Here is a 16,490-nt window from a genome sequence, read left to right on the forward strand (position 1 = left end):
TTGATTTCGGGGGGGTGGGTGGATGGGCGGACCCCATTCTCGGCGATGGGCGCTGTCGTTGCGCGACGGCCCTACCGGCGATGAGGCGTCCCGCCGCTCCACTCGCGGACGCCGACCATCGCCAGCACCGCCGACACCGACGACTTGATCGCCGCCGTGGTACCCGGTGTGATCAGCGTCCACCACGAGCCGTTGTCACTGCGGATCGGCCCGGTCAGCAGACGCCCCAGCGCCGTGTCGGTGACGGTGGCCGCGGTCCTGCTCACCTCGATGCGCCCGGCGTCGTTGGGAGTCATCGCGGTCATCGACAGTTCCATGATCGGGTTGTCGGCGGCCATGGTGACCACCCGGTACTGATCGCTGTCCATCCCCATGCTGCCGAACACCGTCGCCGCGCTGTGCTCGCCTCTGGCCACCTGCCCCAGCGCTTCGAGCAGGTCGGCCGTCGGCACCGACACCGCGTCGAACTGTGCGGGCTCCACAGCCGGCCCGCACACCGGAAGCAGACGGTCGACCAGACTCGACACCGTCGCCGAATGACCCAGGTACTCCACCGTCAGGTCATCCTCATGCTGGATCGCCGACACCGTGATCTCACCACGGCGGGCGATGGCCACCCGAAGATGACGGCCGCCGCGACGAATCATGGCCGCCAGCACCACATCTGATGCGCCCAGGGTCTCCAGCCATAGCCGCACCTGCGGGTGCACCTCGTCGCCGAACACCAGGCCCTTCTCGCGCAGCACCTCCACACCGGGATGCCCCCACGGACGTTCTGCCGGATCGCCGGTGTCGGTGAAGGGTCGAGTCACCAGCACCGCCGGCATCCGTTCCACCCCGCACAGCGCCTGCAGCAGCCAGAGCGCTTCTCGGCTCACTTCCATGGAGGTGGCAGGCTGCGGTCCGGCCGTTGTCGGCGCCGGACGCTTCACGAATGTCGGTCGCACCGCCACCGTAGGACTCCTCTGTCGCTCAATTCCCACACCTGTTCGGTCACGACGACGGCCCGGCCTGCCGGTAGTGCAGGGCCGGGCCGTGTCATGCTCGCGGAGCTTTCCTGGCGCACGCGCCAACGCAGGCTGTTAACCGCCGATGTACTGCGCCTTGATCGCTGCGTCCTTCTGGACCACCCCATCCAAGCCCATGCCCAGCGCCACCTTGGCGGCGTTGAGCTTCTCGCGCAGCCCGTCGACATAGGTCAGTACGCGGGTGTAGTCCTCCTGGAAGCCCTCACCGCCGCCGCCCCTGAAGTGGTGCTCGGTGTTGGCCTTCATCGACAGGGCGTCGCTGTGCACTTCGGCCGTCAGCAGCTCGCAGGCACCGATCATCTCCTTGCATTCCTCGACGATCGGGACGTTGTATTGAATCGTCATCTTTTCGCTCGCTTTCTCAGTTGGTCTTGATGACTTGGTTCAAATTGGTCGGGCCGATCACACCGGCATGGTGTCGATGGCGTTGAGGTAGCCAGCGGCGTCCTCATCGCCCTCGGTCAGGTGCGACGCGGAGATGTTCATCTTCTCCGAGTGTTCGGCCTGCATGCTGGCCTGCTGGGTGCCGTAGGTCTGCAGGTCCTCGCCCGCACGCTGCAGCGCGGCCCGGCCCGCGCCCTGCATGCCGGTGGAGGCGTGCTCCAGCATCGAGCCGAGCTGCTGGACCATCGACCGCAGCCGGTCCTCTTTCTCCGTCATCGCCGAAGAGTCGCCATGCATGGCGTCAACATCGCCGTAAATATCCATTTGAGGGTTCCTTCCTTCAATTGCCTTGTCCCCGAACCGGATCGCCGGCGTGGGATTACTGCCTACCCGTTGGCGGTTGCCCGCTCAGCTGTCAGACCGGCGCCTCCTTGCCTCCAGGTGCGGAGGCCCGCGTCAGGCCCCCTCCCCCGGTGATCACCGGCATGGCGTCGGATGATCGGAACAGATCGGCCGTCGAGACCAGCACCTGCCCTGGCTCCGTCTGTGCCTTCTTCTCGTCGTTGTTGTTCTGCGCCCCCCCGGCAGCACCATGGGCCAACGGCGCCATCGCCCCGCCCATGCCGCCACCGGCCGAGGCCGGAGCCGTGGTGGCCTGAGCCCGCACCTCGTTGAACCGTGACGTGCTCTCCCCGGTGGCCGGCGCTGCCGCGCTCACCGCCGACGCCCAGGAGCCCGGACTGCGCAGCGCCGAAGCCGCCGACATCGTGCCCGCCCCGCCGAAACCACCACCAGCACCGCCGCCACCACCACCGGCCAGCGAAGCGTTCACCGCACCGCCAGCCAACGGCGTGGACGTCACCCAGTCCGACGCGGCGACATCATCCAGCCCCGCCTCAGGACTCAGGTTCGCCGCCGAGGCCAGCGATCCCATCTGACCGAGAACCTGCTGCGGCACCTCGGTCAGGCTCTTGAGCGGGCCACCGCTGCCCAACGACTGAACAGCCGACATCGGCATCTGCCCGATAGCGGGCAACATGCCAGTCAACTGCTGGAAGAAGCTGTCCATCGGCGCGCCCGCCTCCCCAGACGCCTGATCCAGCCCCGGGGTCCCCGACCCGGCACCGCCACCGCCGACGGTCGACGGCGGCGGCGGCGGCACCGGCGGCACCGTCTGCAACGGCACCGACCCCGCCTCATAGGCGTACTTGTTGGTCACGCCCTGCATCCACATGCGGCCGTAGTCGACACGGTTGGCGATGATCAGCGGTGTCAGGAGCCCCAAGAAGTTGGCGTTGTTCAGTGCCACATGTTCAGACTGATTCGCCGCCACCTCACTGGGGTGCGGGGTGGCGAACTTCGACGTCTCAAACGACGCGGCCGTGGCGTCGATCGCCATGCCGGCCTCAGCGACCATCGCGCCCGCCGTGGCCAGCCACCCCAAATGGGGTACGTGCGCCAGGCGGGCGATCTCCCCACTCAGAGCCGGCCAACTGGCCGCCATGGCAGCCTCGGTCGAGACGTGCCCGCCGAGCATGCCGATGATCGCCGCCGCCAACGCCTTGAGGTTGGCGGCCGAGGCGAAAAATGAACCCGCCCCAGGACCGAGCCAGAACTGCGCCGAGGTCGCCTCGGGCGGCTCGGCCTGGTAAGCCCCGGGTGGCATGACGGTGCAGCTTCCTAGATCACCGCGCCGATGACCGCACCGGCCGCCTCGTCAGCGACGGTGGTCATCACGCTCGCAGCGCCGTTGGCCACACCATAGAGCGCCTGCTGGCCCGCCGCCGCCGCCAGAATCGCGGCGATATCGGCCGAGATAGAGGCGATCTTGGCGACATTGGCCGCCGAGATCTCATCGAGCCCAGGCGGCACGACCGCAGAAGCGGCCGCCGCCTGCGCGGTGTGACCGGCGGCCTCGGCCGACAGCGCGGCGGTCGCGGCCGACGCCGCGGCGACCCCGGCGGGTTCCATAAACACTGACAGTCCCGACATGATCGTGCTCCTTACTGCTCCCGTAGATGCAACCTAACACATTGTCAGTCACTTCGTACACACTTAATACACAACGGTTTGTGTTCGGGATCAACCCTCATGTATTTGCTCTCTGTTACTCCACCATGACCTGCTGACGTTGTCATTACAGTTCACCACGAATCAGCTGAGTGCGGATGCAGAGATTTCCCGGCCGGCGGCAACGCCACCTGCATGAGCTGGCGCCCCAGCTTGCGATACACCAGTTCGCCTCGCCCAGGTGCCCGCGGCGCAGCACGCACCCCATCGACAATGACCCCGTCGGCGCGGGTGCCGTCGAGCACGAGCACCCCCGCCCCGGCACGATCCATCGCGGTCACCACCTTGTTGTGGGCGCTCGTTGCCGCCCACCCGGTGCCGTTGAGGCTCGCCATGACGTGCACCCCCATCTGCCGGCCGCGTTCGATCACCGGCTCCAACGCCGGCATCAGCCGCGACGACATCGTGGAGCCCGGCGCATTGAACAGGTGCAGATCATCGATCACGATGAAGTAGCGAGGACCGCTGAAGCGCCACCGCGCCCGCTCATGGGCCGTGGCGTTCTCCGGCGGCCGACGTTCGCTGGTGAACCTCTTGGCCAGATGAGCCGCGATAGCGCCGACGTCCACCGACGGGTTGTCGACATGCACAGCCAGGTACTGCTCGTCGATGTAGGAGGCCAGCTTCAGGTCGGGATCGAAGGCGACGATCTGGGCCTGCGCCGGGGAGAACGCGTCCTGGATCGCGGTCACCAGCGTGCGCAACACCGTCGTGCGGCCCGACCCGCTACTGCCCACCACATAGAAGTTGGTGGCCGCGGTCAGGTCCACCCCGACGGTGTCGAGGGCCACCTCCCCGACACCGAGCTTCAGGGTGCCCGCAGGCACCGGCCCCAGCTCGTGCCAGTGCAGCTCGGTCGGCAGTTCCGGCAGCGGGGGCGCCGAAGCAACTCCGCGCCGCTGCCAGGACTGCGCGATCAGCCGGCACGTCGCCTCCACCGAGGACTGCTCATAGGTCACAGTGCCGTGAGCGCCCGTCAGCGTCGGTGTGGCCACCGGAGCGCTCATCAGGAAATGCAGGCCGCCGCGCTTGAGTCCGCGCCCCGGCTGATCCGGAACGGTCTTGGCGCGTTCGCGATCGCCCATCTCCGATTCGCGGTAATCGGTCATCCGCAATTCGATGCGGGTGCCGAACTTGGGGTTGAGGTTGTACGGCAGGCTGACCCACTGGTCGTTGCTGACCACCAGATGGATGCCGTAGTTCAGCGCCGACGACGACCCCAGTTCGCTGATCCGGGTGTAGAGCTCCTGGTCTTTGATCTTGAGCGCCGCCATGTTGTCCACGAACAGGAACACATCGCCGTAGCCGTCCTCGGGCACCTCACCGGGCTTGCCGGCGAACTTGCGGGCACGGAACTCCGTCAGGTCGATCCCGGCCAACTCCCAGCTGCGCACCCGGCTGGCCAGCAGCCGCTCGACCTCGCTGAGAATCCGGGTGAGCCGCTCCTCGTTGCCCTGCCCGGCGACACCGCTGACATGCGGCAGAGCCGACATGTTCTGCAGCTTTCCGCCGCCGAGGTCGATGCAGTAGAACTGGACCCGCTGCGGGCTGTGCGAGACCGCGAGATTCGTCATGATCGTCTGCAGCGCAGTGGATTTCCCGCTCTGAGTGGCCCCGATGACGGCCGCGTTGCCCTTGCTGCCCGAAAGGTCGACACTCAGCAGCTTCTGACTGTGGTCAAACGGGTCATCTTCACGGGCGTAGGGAATCGTCAGACCCGAGTCGTCGCTGACATCAAGCCAGTCGCGTCCCCAGAACTCCCGTGCCACCTCATCGACGGCCACCACCGGAGTCTCATCCAGCGGCGGCAGGTACAGCCTGTGCATCGGACGGCAGGTGCGCCCAGCCTCGGCCAGCCGCTGCACCAGCACCGACACCACGGTGTCGGCGTCCACGCTCATCTGCTCCAGCGAAATCTCGTCGGCCAGATCGTCGTCGTCTTCGTCCTCGCCGACCTCGATGTCCAGCGGCAGGGGCTCAACCGCGGCACCGAAACGGTGCGGATCGATGTACTGGCCCTCCTGGCGGCGCCGCTGCTGGCGGCCCGCCACCGGCGCGATGAACGGCGCGGAGACGTAGTAGGACCGAAACAGGGTGTGATCGTCGTCGAAGACGAGGAACCCGGTGCCCTGCGGGGCGCCCTTGAGGTCCTCGTAGGCTCGTGTCGAGCCGATCGCGGCCCGAGACTGGCTGGCGTCCTTGAGCTTCAAGCCGATCGAGTACGTCTGCTGGGCGATCATGCCTGCCATTCGGCCGGTCTCCACCCGCTGCGAGGCATTGAGGATGTGCATCCACAGACCGCGGCCTTTGCGGGCCACCACGTCGAAGGTCTCGGCCAGCCGAGGCCGAATCCGCAGCAACTCGCTGAACTCGTCCAGCACGATCAGCAGCGTCCCCAGCGGCTCCAGATCGGGGCGGGTCGTGGCCCTGGCCCGCTCGTAGTCGCGCACGTCCTTGTAACCCGTGGCGCTCAGGATCGCCTCGCGCCGCGCGGTCTCGCCGTTGATCATGTCCTCGAAACGATCCAGCCGGGCGGCGGACTCGGCCAGGTTCGACACCACACCCTGGCAGTGCGGAATGTCGGCCAGCTTCATCATCGCCGTCTCACCCTTGAAGTCACCCAGGATCATCTGCAGCGTTTCCGGCGGATGCAGCATGGCGATAGCCAGGCAGAACGACACCAGCGTTTCCGACTTACCCGAGCCGATCTGGCCGGTCAGCATGCCGTGCGGCCCCATACCGCCCTCGGCGCCCTCCTTGAGGTCCAACCACACTGTCTTGCCGGTAGTCGGATTCTTGCCCAACGGGGCGCGCAGCCGCGTCGTCGTCGTCAACTGCGACCACAGTGTGGTCGGATCCCACACGCGGGCATCCTCGATCTGGAACAGGTCGAGGAAATCCTGGCCCGCTCGCGCGTCGGCAGCCCGCTCGGCCACAAACCGGGTGGCGGCGTCCTGCGGCTCCCAGGCGGCCACCGCGCGGGCCAACACCTCGGCCTCCACCAGCGGCATCACGTCCGGTGTGGCCGCGAAGGCAAGCCCGTCCTCGGCCAAAGGCGAAACCCGAACCATTTACACAACCTCTCTGGCGCGCAGCAGATTTCCCACCGCGTCGAACTTCATCGCCGTCGCCGACGTCGCCAGCGGCGAGTAGTAGTCGTTGGTGGCCTCCAGCACCGCCACCCCGGCATACCCGGTGCTGCCCAACAACGGGGCACAGTTGGCGCCCGGCATGTCCACCACGATCACCCAGTGATCCTCGGCGCGGGGCTGCCCTTCCATCGGTGGTGACCACGGTGGCCGACTGCGCCACTGCTCCCCGAAGCGCTCCATGAACTCCCCCACATCGCTGTAGATCATCCGCACCGGCCCGCAGGCGTCGACCAGCTCAGGGTCGGCGACATGGGGCCACCACTTGGCCCACTCCCACGACGCGGGGTCGTCGCTGATGATCGCCAATCGCACCACGTCGGGCCCGTGGAACACGCACAGCTGGCACACCAGCGCCCGCAGGGTGCCCTGCACCAGTGGGCGCTGCTGCTCCTCGGCGAAAAACGCCCACCCCATCTGGTCGAACAGATGCAGCGGCCGGGCCACATCGTGAACCACGTTCTGCGCCAACAGGAAATCCCGCGCCGCGATCGCCGTCGAGGTCTCCCGGTACTCCGGGGGCGGCACCTTCTGCGGTGGGTTGATGATGGTGCGCAACCGCGTCACCCCCAGCCCGAGACGCACATGCCCGAAATTGCGGTCGGTGGGTCGGCGCTCCCACATTCGGCCCGTGCCGACCATGGTCAGCAGCGAACCGTTGCAGGGATTGGGATGGTGATAGGCGATCTCGGCGGCCTGCTCCTGAGCCCCGTCGGTCACGTCCTTGCGCAGTTCATCGAGGCTGCGCAGATAGTCGACCCTGGTCTGGTTGAGCGCTGCCGGTTTGGTCTTCTCGTTGGTGCCGCCACGGTTACGCAGCATCATCAGCATCGACACCAGCATGATCGGCATGATGAACATGCCGCCCAGGCCGATGGAGCGGGCGCCGGTACGAATCATGATCACCAGCAGCACGATCACGGCGACCACGAAGATCAGCACCCACACCCACACCGGGGGTCGCTGCTGCGGCGGTCGCGTGATCTCGCCGATCTCGGGCATCGTGGCGGTGCGTTCCGGCAGGATCGGCGCAGCCGGCTTTTCCTTGTCGAAACCCTTCTTCGTCGTCACCGGGTCCCCTTCTCTTCGCTCATCGGCGCGGCCGCCGAGTTGGCCCCCAAGGTGTCGTGCTCGACCATCGCGGACTGCCGCGACAACGCCGGGCCGGCCGGAAGCCAACGCACCACCGCCCACGGTGCCGGCGTCGGCGTCACACCCGCCAACCCCAGTGCCCGCAACGGATCGTGTTCTCGCTGTGAGGTTTCGATGCCGAAACGCACACCGCTGTGGCCGATCCACCACACCGATTCGCTGCGCCCGGAATCAGGTTCGACGCCGGTGACCTGAACGAAGTTCGCGCTGCCCGGCCCCAGGTACACCTCGTCGGCGGACTGCTGGCCCGCCTGCGCCGACACCATCTTGATCACCCGCGACTCCTCGCCCTGCGCGATCGGCAGGCGCCGACCCGACACCGTGGTCACCGTGGCCTGCGGAGCACCCGAATCCTTGCGCCACATCACACAGGTGACCGGTTCGGCGGCCTTGTCCAACAGCTTCACCGGCCCGTTGGGATACATCGACACATCGAAGCCCACGGCCTGCGGAGCCGCCGCGACCATCGGAGCCTCCACGTCGAGCACCCGCCCCTGCCGCGACACGTTGGCGTTGTGCAGCATCAGCGCCACCGTCTCCGGAATCATCTGCAGCCCTGCGGGCAATGCCACGAAGAACTGGTCGTCGCCGGTAGCGCCCCGCGACTTGATCACCGACCCCGACACCACCGGCAGCCCCGGCGCGGCATACCCGAGCGGGCCCCCCGGCGAGGGCACGTCGGGCACCCGCAGCGGCGCGGTGGGAATCAACGCCTCATACAGTGCCCGTGACATCGGAGTGGGCCGAAGGTTGCCCGCCTGCAGCCCCAGCGCCAGCATCACCGGCTTGTCGGCCAGATCGAGCTGGGACCGGTGCCCGTCGGTGACCAGGAAGACGTTGCCGCCGTAGGTCATCAACACCGCCTCCGGGGAAACCATCTCGTGCGCCCAATCCCCCAGCTCGGCCCGCCCGGTCAGTGCGGTGACCCGAGGAGTCGCCAACGTGCCCGCAGCACCGGCCTTGTCGCACAACCCCCACCCGGTATCGGTGGGCGTGCGCGGCGTCAGATCATTGGGGGCGCCGACGATGCCGACCGTGGGACCGATCGGCCGCTTCTCGATCTGGGCCATCGGCACCAGCGTCGGGGAGGCGTCCTGGCCCAGGATCAGCCGCGCCGACGCCAGGTTCAACGCCGGGTGCATCGTTCCGTTGACGTCAACGAACAATGCGCCGCTGCCCCGGTCGGCCACCAGCTTGGAGTCTCCGATCTGACCCACCGGCCGCAGCCAGGACAACACGAAGCACACCCCCAGCGCCAGTGCGGCGATCACCACCCCGACGGTGGCCGCCGCGCCGTAGTTCTTCGACGGGTCATGCACCAGCCGCACAGAATGGCGAGCGACTGCCACCGCCATGCGATGCCACAGAAACCGCCACGCCGCAACCTGTTCCAGCGAGGCGTAAGTCAATCCGGTGCCGCCGCGGCGCCGCTCGGCCCGATGGGTGCGCTTCGGTTCCTGCACGCTCAATACCCTCCGCCCAATGACGCCACGTGAACGTGGTCGAAGTGGTTCTGTGTGGCGCTGCCTCGATCCTCCATCCTCGAGGAGCTGCCGTCCGGCTGGATCATCTGCTGGCGCCAGATGATGTGGTCCAGGCCCAGCGGCTTCTGGTTGCGGATCAAGAAGTTGACCACCCGATCACCGAGCGCCCGCCCCTCGGGGGTGTCCCAGTTGGGGATCATCACATCCAGGGCCAGCCCGTTGGGATGCCACTTGAGGCTGTCGGGGCGGACCCCGCCGATCTCCTTGATCTCTGGGAACGCATTCGAAATCGCCCGGTTCATCAACTTGGTGTACTTCTGCAGACCCCGCTCATCGGCCTTCCCGGGCCCGGTGGTGTCCAGCCCACGACTCGCCGCGGAGGCAAGCCTGGCGGTGCTGTCGCCGCCGGTGAGTCGGCTGGCTTGGGTGAAGGGGGCGCTCAGTCCGCTCAAGGCTGACATCGGGGCGCCGAAGCCGGGCATTCCGCCGCCCGTCGGCATCCCGCCACCCATCGGCATACCACCACCCATTGGCATGGCGCCCAACGGATTTGCGCCCATCCCCGCAGGGCGGGTCTGGCCCGCGACCTCGCCGTAGCCGGCGGCGTTGGCATTGGCCGAGGCCGCGTGCGTTCCCGCCTCGGCCGCGCCGGTCTCCACCGTGCCGCGAGTCTCCTCCAGCCGGGTCTTGATCGCGGCGATCAACGCCCCCTTACCCTCCGGGGTGTTGGTGCTCAACCCCAGCGCCTGCACATCGGCCACCGCCTTGGCGATGATCGACTCCATGTTCACCCGGCCACCCGACGCCGAGGCTGCCGCCGCATCGACCTCGGCGCGGCCGGTGTCATCCAGCGAGCCCAGCGCGGCCGTCGAATTGTGGTGCTGCGACGCCGCATCCTGCTGGCCATCGGCGGCCTGACCCTGCCCCGGCGTGATCGACGGCGGCGGCGCCGGAGCCAACGGCGGCGGCGGCAACAACACCCCCACCCCAGTGCCGAAACCATCCCGCGCTTGCCCCATCACCCCACCGGCAGCACGCACAAACCCCTCCACCGACATCAGTAACCACCGCCTGCAGCGTTCGGGTTGAACTGCGCAACCTTCGACAGATTGGACCCGCTGGGATCAACCCCGTACCGGCTCATCACATAATTCATCGACGCACACAGATTGGCCACCGGCTCATAGATATTCGTCGACGTGCCAGGCTGGTGGAAGCTCGCAAACGTCTCCGGAATCGTCTGCACCCCACCGCGTGACGAACCCGCCGGGAACCCGTCCGGACCGGAGCCGGCCAGCCGCGTGGCGTTCATGTCATACGTGTTGACCGCCAGCGGATTGAAGCTGGACTCCCGCGCTGCAGCGGTCATCAACCCGGTCGTCCATCGTGCCCGCGCCCGCGGGTCGTCCACGCCCATCACGTCGAGCGCTTCGCTGATGTATCTCCGATAGGCCTGCTTGCCCGCCGCGAAGTTCTGCCGGTCGTACCGGACAGCGCTGAGCGGGATTTTCGCGGCCTGCGACACCGCTGACTTCGACGAGCCACTGCCCCCGGAGGCGCTGTCCTGTCCGGTGTGTCGGCTGGCTTGGGTGAAGGGGGCGCTCAGTCCGCTCAAGGCTGACATCGGGGCGCCGAAGCCGGGCATTCCGCCGCCCGTCGGCAACCCGCCACCCATCGGCATACCACCACCCATTGGCATGGCGCCCAACGGATTTGCGCCCATCCCCGCAGGGCGGGTCTGGCCCGCGACCTCGCCGTAGCCGGCGGCGTTGGCATTGGCCGAGGCCGCGTGCGTTCCCGCCTCGGCCGCGCCGGTCTCCACCGTGCCGCGAGTCTCCTCCAGCCGGGTCTTGATCGCGGCGATCAACGCCCGCTTACCCTCCGGGGTGTTGGTGCTCAACCCCAGCGCCTGCACATCGGCCACCGCCTTGGCGATGATCGACTCCATGTTCACCCGGCCACCCGACGCCGAGGCTGCCGCCGCATCGACCTCGGCGCGGCCGGTGTCATCCAGCGAGCCCAGCGCGGCCGTCGAATTGTGGTGCTGCGACGCCGCATCCTGCTGGCCATCGGCGGCCTGACCCTGCCCCGGCGTGATCGACGGCGGCGGCGCCGGAGCCAACGGCGGCGGCGGCAACAACACCCCCACCCCAGTGCCGAAACCATCCCGCGCTTGCCCCATCACCCCACCGGCAGCACGCACAAACCCCTCCACCGACAGTCCCACCGCACACCCGTTCCCACACATCTCAGCGTGCCTTCGGCGGGATCAACATCGTGGCCACCACGTTCGCTCACTCAGCCGGCGGTGCCGGCGGTGCCGGTGGGGCCGCAGAGCCGCCCTTCGTCGCGGTCGGATCCATCCAGCCCAGGAAGTCCGGGCCTGAACTCACGCTCTCCAGCGGCTGCACCTGCCCGGACACCAGCACCTTGCCGTTGCCCAACGCCATCACCAGGTGGTCCTTCCACACGCCCACATCCCCGGCCTTCAGCTGCGTCGGCGGCACCGGATCGGTGACCGGGGTACCAGGCGGCGGCAGCGTTACACCCGCTGCCTGCTGCCACGCCTCGGCCACCGGAGTGCCGTTGAGCGCCGACCGCACCACTTCCGCGGACTGTGTGGTCCGCGCCTCAGTCACCGAGTTGTCGGGCAACGCCACATCAGTGGACTTCGTCGGTGGCCCCACCGTCTCGGCCTGTGGACCAGCCTGCTCGGCCCCGGCCGCCTGAGTCTGCGCCGACTCCTCCTCGCCCTCCGCGGAGCCACTCTCACCCTCACCCTCGGCCTCGGCCTCGGTGCTGCCCTCGGCGTCCTTGAACTCCGGTGCCGCCTCAGCCTCATCGGCTTGGCCGCCGGCCTGGTCGTCGGTGAACTCCGGTGCAGCGTCACCGGGAGGCTTTTGATCGTTGAACCCCGCCAGCGTCGAAGCCAGCGGGTCCATGAACCCATTGGGCAGCCCACCACCGCCGCCGCCGAAGCCCGGCAACCCGCCGCCACCACCGCCGAACCCGGGAAGCCCACCACCCATCGGCATCCCACCGCCCAGCGGCATGCCCATCCCCAAGCCGGGCTGCCCCAGCACCCCGGCCGGGCTGGTCTGCGCCTCCTCGGCTGAATCCGCTTCCGCCGCAGCATCTTCGGCGCCTGCACTGTCCGGGCCGCCAGCCCCAGTGCTGTCCGGGCCGCCGGCGCCGTCGGGGGTGGTGCCCACACCGCTGTACTTGGTGGCGTTGTCCTGCGACACCGCCGCCTTGTCCTCGGAATCGGCCGCGGCCTTCTCGATGATCGTGCGGGCCTCCTCGAGGCGGGTCTTGACGAAATCCATCAGCGTCTTCTGGCCCTCGGTGGTGTACAGCGACCCGTCAGCCTTCATCTGCTCGATCTTGGCCGTCACATCGGCGCGGATATCCTCCAACTCCTGGCGCCCGACCTCACCCGCAGCGGCCACCTCCTCGGCGCTGATCCCCGCGCTATCGAGTTCCACGAGCTGCTCCAGCATCTCGCCCACCCGCCGCGCTTCCTCTTTAGCGGCTTCAGCGGCTGGCCCCTCAGCCTCCTGCGGGGGCATCGGAGGTGCCGGCGGAGCCGGCGGGGGACCTGCAGGAGGCTCGCCGGGACCAGGCGGCGGTGTCGCAGGCCCTGCCGGAGGAGCACCCGGACCTGGAGGCGGCGGCGACGGTTGACCCGGCCCCTCGGGCGCTGGCGAGGCAGGCGAACCCCCACCTCCATCAGGCTCAACGTCGGGCACAGGTGAGTTCGGGAGCAGCGGCGCCAGGCGGCCGATCCCGAGGATGGCGTTGGTGAGGACCGTCTCGACGGCTTTGCTGACAATGTCCCACGACATGCAACTCTCCCTATGAACTAGAAGGTCAATGCACGCTCGTCGGCTGCCACCGCGTCAAGCGTCGGATACGTCCCATCAATGCCCAAATTGGCTAGATACCGGTCATGAGCCACCGCGGCGACCTTGCGCACACGGTTGTTCAGCGTCACCGAATCCCACTTGCGAGCTTCGGGCTTCAACACCACACCGCAGACAAAGCCGAGCGCATTGACCTGCACAAATACTGTCCGCTTCACAGAGATCGCCGTCGCCACAACCCGCTCGGCAAGATCACCGGCTGTCTCAGCAGCCTCCTGCTCTGTCACGGTTCCCCTTCCGGCAACACACCCACGTCCTGACCCGCACGTTGATGGACATATTACACATATTCATGCAATGAGTGAACATGTCAGGCACAATTGCGGCAGATGGTTCGTCGCCGGTCAGCTCGGCGCAGTCTGCGGCCGTGGCGCCAACACCGCATCGACAACATGGCCGAACCCGGCAATCTTGGCGCAGTAGACCAGATCGGGCAGCGACGGCGGCTGATCACGCCAACACCTCAGCAGCTCGATCATCAGGCCCGCCCGATAGAAATGCACGTACACCTGCTGCGACGCCCGCGACACCTCGGAGTCGTCGGCGTCGAGCACCGCTCCGGCCATGCTCGGATGCAAAACCGCAGAATTATGTCGCTCAATCACGTTGCGGTAGTGGGCATCCCAGTCCACCGGGGTATGGCTGCGCAACGGCTCCAACACATGATCCACGTCGTACTGCTCGATCAGCCGCATCTGCTGACCGTCCACCCCCGACATTGGACTCGGCGTCTGCGCAGCAGCAGCCAGCACAGCCTCGGTGATCGATCCAGCGGCCTGCAGCCCCAGACCTTGCTGCAAGATGGCCTGCACCTTCGCCCAGGCCGGCCGGTCCACCGTCATCAACCGGTGGACGTATCCACCACCAACGCTCGGAGCCTCGCCAGGGGCGTGCAGGATCTCGACAGCACGGACAGACTCGAAATCAGGCCACCCAACCGGTCGAGCAACCCCCAGCTCGGTGGTCACCAACGCAGACCGGCGGGCCCCGGGCACATACCGCGACAATTCCTCGGCGTGAGCTGCAAGCAAAGTTGTCGGCTGCTCAACCCCCATGAACCGGGTAGCCCAGTTCAGAGGAAGCAGCTCATCGAACACCGCCAGGTGCGCCGAGTTCGGAATGAACACCCCAGGCGGCAAGTAGGCACCGCCACCCACACTCGACGCGATCGACACCGACGGACCCGACGGCAGCTGCACCACCGACACAGCCCACTGCACGAAGCCGCCGTTGAGTAGGTCCTCCCGAACCTCGGTACCGCGGACCAGTCCATCCAGAACCCGCCGAGCCAGCAGCAGATCGGCACTCGGCTCCGAATCCGTCAGTGCCGCACCAGCACCGGCACCCCCGCTGCCGGCGACCAACGGAGCGCCCGCACCGCCGCCGCCCTGCTGCGGCGTGGGGCCGACCGGAGGGGACGGCTGAGCCGACGCCGGCACCGTCCCCGCACCAGGCGGTGCCACCGGCCCCCCACCGCCACCGGGCGGAACATACGGCGCCAAACCGCCGCCGCCACCGCTCGGGGGCACCATCGGCGCCACACCACCACCGCCGCCGCCAACAGGAGGCGGTGGGCTCGGTGCGGCCGCAGTCGTTCCCTGAGCGGGAACCACCGGGCCCTGCGGCCCGGCAGGCGCGACCGGAGTCGCCGAAGGATGCTGCGCCGCAAACTTTTCCAGCGGCGGCGCCGGTGTCGGAGACACCGCACCCGAAGCGCCCATACCCGACGCCAACCCCGACTGGAAACTACTCGCCACACTCGACAACGGATTTGGATTACTCACCGGATTACTCGACAGCGCATCCGACATCGACGACGCCGGTGCCGTCGCCACATCCTTTAACGGATTCCCGCTCAATCCACTCAGACCCGACGACGGCACCTGCGGCGGCCGTATCGAGCCCATGCCACTCCCAGCGGACGGTGCTCCTCCCGTCGGCAGGCTCGTCGGCATACCGGGTGAGCCGGTCGTGGGCGTACCTACCGCCGGCGACACTGCAGCGGTACCGGGATCAGAAACAGCCTGAGCAGGTGCTTCCGTTATCGGCGCATCGGATTGCCCAGTGCCCTCTATGGCAGGTGCATTCCCGTCCAGCGCAGAGGCCTCGGAGTTGTTCTTGTCAACCTGTTCCCCCGCTTCGCTGTCTTTGGCGACCGGCGCATTCGCATTCTCCTCGACACCAGTGTCTTCACTTTCGGTGGTTCGTTCGTCCTTCTGTGTCTTGTGATCGCCCGGTGTGGCGGAGCCATCCTCTCCAGGCATAGGAAGTGGTGGCGGAGCAGCCGCGATGTCTCCGAGCGCGGTGCTGACCGCCGTGGCGGCCTCCGCTTTGAAAGGGGCAACGGAAAACGGTGTCCTGGTCTGTCGTGCTGTCTCCCAAGCTGTTTGAGCGGCGTCCCCGATCCGGGTGAGGTCCATTTTCAGGCCGACGACGGTGCTCTTGTAGGACTCCGCGGTCGCGACTTTGGAGCCGAGATGATCGGCCGTGTCGTAGGCGTGATTGCGCATCTCGGTGAGCCGTTCGCCCCGCGCGATGCCAGCCTGCCCTTGAAGGAGGTCCGGGCTCGTTGTGAGCTTGCGCTTCAAGGTATCGCCGTAGCTGGAGAACCTGGTCTCAGCCGCTCGGTGCTCGTCGGCGACACTCTGAATGTCGCTCTCGCTGATACTCGGCCAGAACTCACCAATCGCCATGTGAGCGCCAACACCGGGCGGACGCTGAACATCGCCCGCCCCGCCACCTACCGCAGCCATACGTCACTCCCCGCTACGTCAGCCCTCATTCGAATCCGCAGATTTCCCAGGCTTTGTCGTACGCGGCCTGCGCTGCCTGCTTGTCATCGGGAGGCGGCTCAGCCAAGCCTCGCTCCCGGACGCCGCCGAATACCGCGATTCGCGCGTAGTACGCCGACACGACGTCTGACATCGCCTGCCGTATCGGTTCGCTCGCCCCCGGGTAGTCCTCCAGCGACGCCTGCAGCGCAGCCGCAGCCGGCAGAATGTCCATCGCATTGTCGTATGGCTTCGGAATGGCACTGTTGATGGCCGCGTAGCGAGTGCACAACCCCACGTCCTGTTCGTGGGTGTCCCCGGTGGCCGGTGCAGCTGCAGTATTCGTTGGCGTAGGTGTTTGAGCAGCACCGTCGCTCGACGAGGCCGAATTGGTAACGACGGTTCCGACTGCGGCGCCCAACCCGGCAGAGATCAGGGCAGTGGCAGCGATCGCCGCGATGAGGCCGACTCGGCGTGGGCGCTTGGGCGCCACAGTAGGTGGACCAAAAGGTCCGGGAGCAGGTGCTGG

The 16,490-nt window shown here is 67.5% G+C and carries 14 protein-coding genes; all 14 read right to left on the bottom strand.

The window, feature by feature from the left end; translation table 11 throughout:
• Window positions 1-71: 71 nt before the first annotated feature.
• Window positions 72-953, bottom strand: coding sequence for an ESX secretion-associated protein EspG (locus tag K3G64_RS00445; protein ID WP_238884867.1), 882 nt, complete (start codon window positions 951-953; stop codon window positions 72-74).
• Between the two features lie 129 nt (window positions 954-1,082).
• On the bottom strand, window positions 1,083-1,373 hold the full coding sequence (locus K3G64_RS00450) for a hypothetical protein (RefSeq protein ID WP_238884869.1): 291 nt from the start codon (window positions 1,371-1,373) through the stop codon (window positions 1,083-1,085).
• A 57-nt stretch (window positions 1,374-1,430) separates the two neighbouring features.
• On the bottom strand, window positions 1,431-1,688 hold the full coding sequence (locus K3G64_RS00455) for a hypothetical protein (RefSeq protein WP_238884870.1): 258 nt from the start codon (window positions 1,686-1,688) through the stop codon (window positions 1,431-1,433).
• A 139-nt stretch (window positions 1,689-1,827) separates the two neighbouring features.
• Window positions 1,828-3,078, bottom strand: coding sequence for a PPE domain-containing protein (locus tag K3G64_RS00460; protein WP_238884871.1), 1,251 nt, complete (start codon window positions 3,076-3,078; stop codon window positions 1,828-1,830).
• Window positions 3,079-3,092: 14 nt separating this feature from the next.
• On the bottom strand, window positions 3,093-3,404 hold the full coding sequence (locus K3G64_RS00465) for a hypothetical protein (RefSeq protein WP_238884872.1): 312 nt from the start codon (window positions 3,402-3,404) through the stop codon (window positions 3,093-3,095).
• A 152-nt stretch (window positions 3,405-3,556) separates the two neighbouring features.
• The gene (gene eccCb / locus K3G64_RS00470; protein ID WP_238884873.1) at window positions 3,557-6,553 is read right to left on the bottom strand and encodes a type VII secretion protein EccCb; all 2,997 of its coding nucleotides are present in this window, start codon (window positions 6,551-6,553) and stop codon (window positions 3,557-3,559) included.
• Window positions 6,554-7,702: a cell division protein FtsK gene (locus K3G64_RS00475; RefSeq protein ID WP_238884874.1), complete on the bottom strand. Its 1,149-nt coding sequence runs from the start codon at window positions 7,700-7,702 to the stop codon at window positions 6,554-6,556.
• Complete coding sequence (eccB, locus tag K3G64_RS00480) at window positions 7,699-9,246, bottom strand: type VII secretion protein EccB (RefSeq protein ID WP_238884875.1); 1,548 nt, start codon at window positions 9,244-9,246, stop codon at window positions 7,699-7,701. The genes K3G64_RS00475 and eccB overlap by 4 nt, the downstream gene beginning before the upstream one ends.
• Before the next feature lie 2 nt (window positions 9,247-9,248).
• Complete coding sequence (locus K3G64_RS00485) at window positions 9,249-10,307, bottom strand: hypothetical protein (RefSeq protein WP_238884694.1); 1,059 nt, start codon at window positions 10,305-10,307, stop codon at window positions 9,249-9,251.
• Window positions 10,308-10,324: 17 nt separating this feature from the next.
• Window positions 10,325-11,470: a transglycosylase SLT domain-containing protein gene (locus K3G64_RS00490; protein ID WP_238884695.1), complete on the bottom strand. Its 1,146-nt coding sequence runs from the start codon at window positions 11,468-11,470 to the stop codon at window positions 10,325-10,327.
• A gap of 91 nt (window positions 11,471-11,561) precedes the next feature.
• Entirely contained in the window at window positions 11,562-12,776 is a 1,215-nt protein-coding gene (locus K3G64_RS00495) for a DUF4226 domain-containing protein (protein WP_238884697.1), read from the bottom strand.
• Between the two features lie 353 nt (window positions 12,777-13,129).
• Entirely contained in the window at window positions 13,130-13,417 is a 288-nt protein-coding gene (locus K3G64_RS00500; protein WP_238884698.1) for a hypothetical protein, read from the bottom strand.
• A 117-nt stretch (window positions 13,418-13,534) separates the two neighbouring features.
• Window positions 13,535-15,883 carry a hypothetical protein gene (locus K3G64_RS25565; protein ID WP_238884699.1) on the bottom strand — a complete coding sequence of 783 codons (2,349 nt, stop codon included), beginning with the start codon at window positions 15,881-15,883 and terminating at the stop codon, window positions 13,535-13,537.
• Window positions 15,884-15,968: 85 nt separating this feature from the next.
• A complete protein-coding gene (locus tag K3G64_RS00510) occupies window positions 15,969-16,196 on the bottom strand; it encodes a hypothetical protein (RefSeq protein WP_238884700.1) in 228 nt (75 codons plus the stop codon).
• Between the last annotated feature and the right edge of the window lie 294 nt (window positions 16,197-16,490).

This window comes from Mycobacterium sp. IDR2000157661 (assembly GCF_022317005.1).
GTDB lineage: Bacteria > Actinomycetota > Actinomycetes > Mycobacteriales > Mycobacteriaceae > Mycobacterium.

Bases quoted from the DNA above. Each gene is read 5' to 3' on its own strand.
- K3G64_RS00450 (WP_238884869.1), bottom strand. From the start codon at position 1,373: ATGACGATTCAATACAACGTCCCGATCGTCGAGGAATGCAAGGAGATG.
- K3G64_RS00455 (WP_238884870.1), bottom strand. From the start codon at position 1,688: ATGACGGAGAAAGAGGACCGGCTGCGGTCGATGGTCCAGCAGCTCGGC.
- K3G64_RS00460 (WP_238884871.1), bottom strand. From the start codon at position 3,078: ATGCCACCCGGGGCTTACCAGGCCGAGCCGCCCGAGGCGACCTCGGCG.
- K3G64_RS00465 (WP_238884872.1), bottom strand. From the start codon at position 3,404: ATGTCGGGACTGTCAGTGTTTATGGAACCCGCCGGGGTCGCCGCGGCG.
- eccCb (WP_238884873.1), bottom strand. From the start codon at position 6,553: ATGGTTCGGGTTTCGCCTTTGGCCGAGGACGGGCTTGCCTTCGCGGCC.
- K3G64_RS25565 (WP_238884699.1), bottom strand. From the start codon at position 15,883: ATGGCGATTGGTGAGTTCTGGCCGAGTATCAGCGAGAGCGACATTCAG.
- K3G64_RS00510 (WP_238884700.1), bottom strand. From the start codon at position 16,196: ATGGACATTCTGCCGGCTGCGGCTGCGCTGCAGGCGTCGCTGGAGGAC.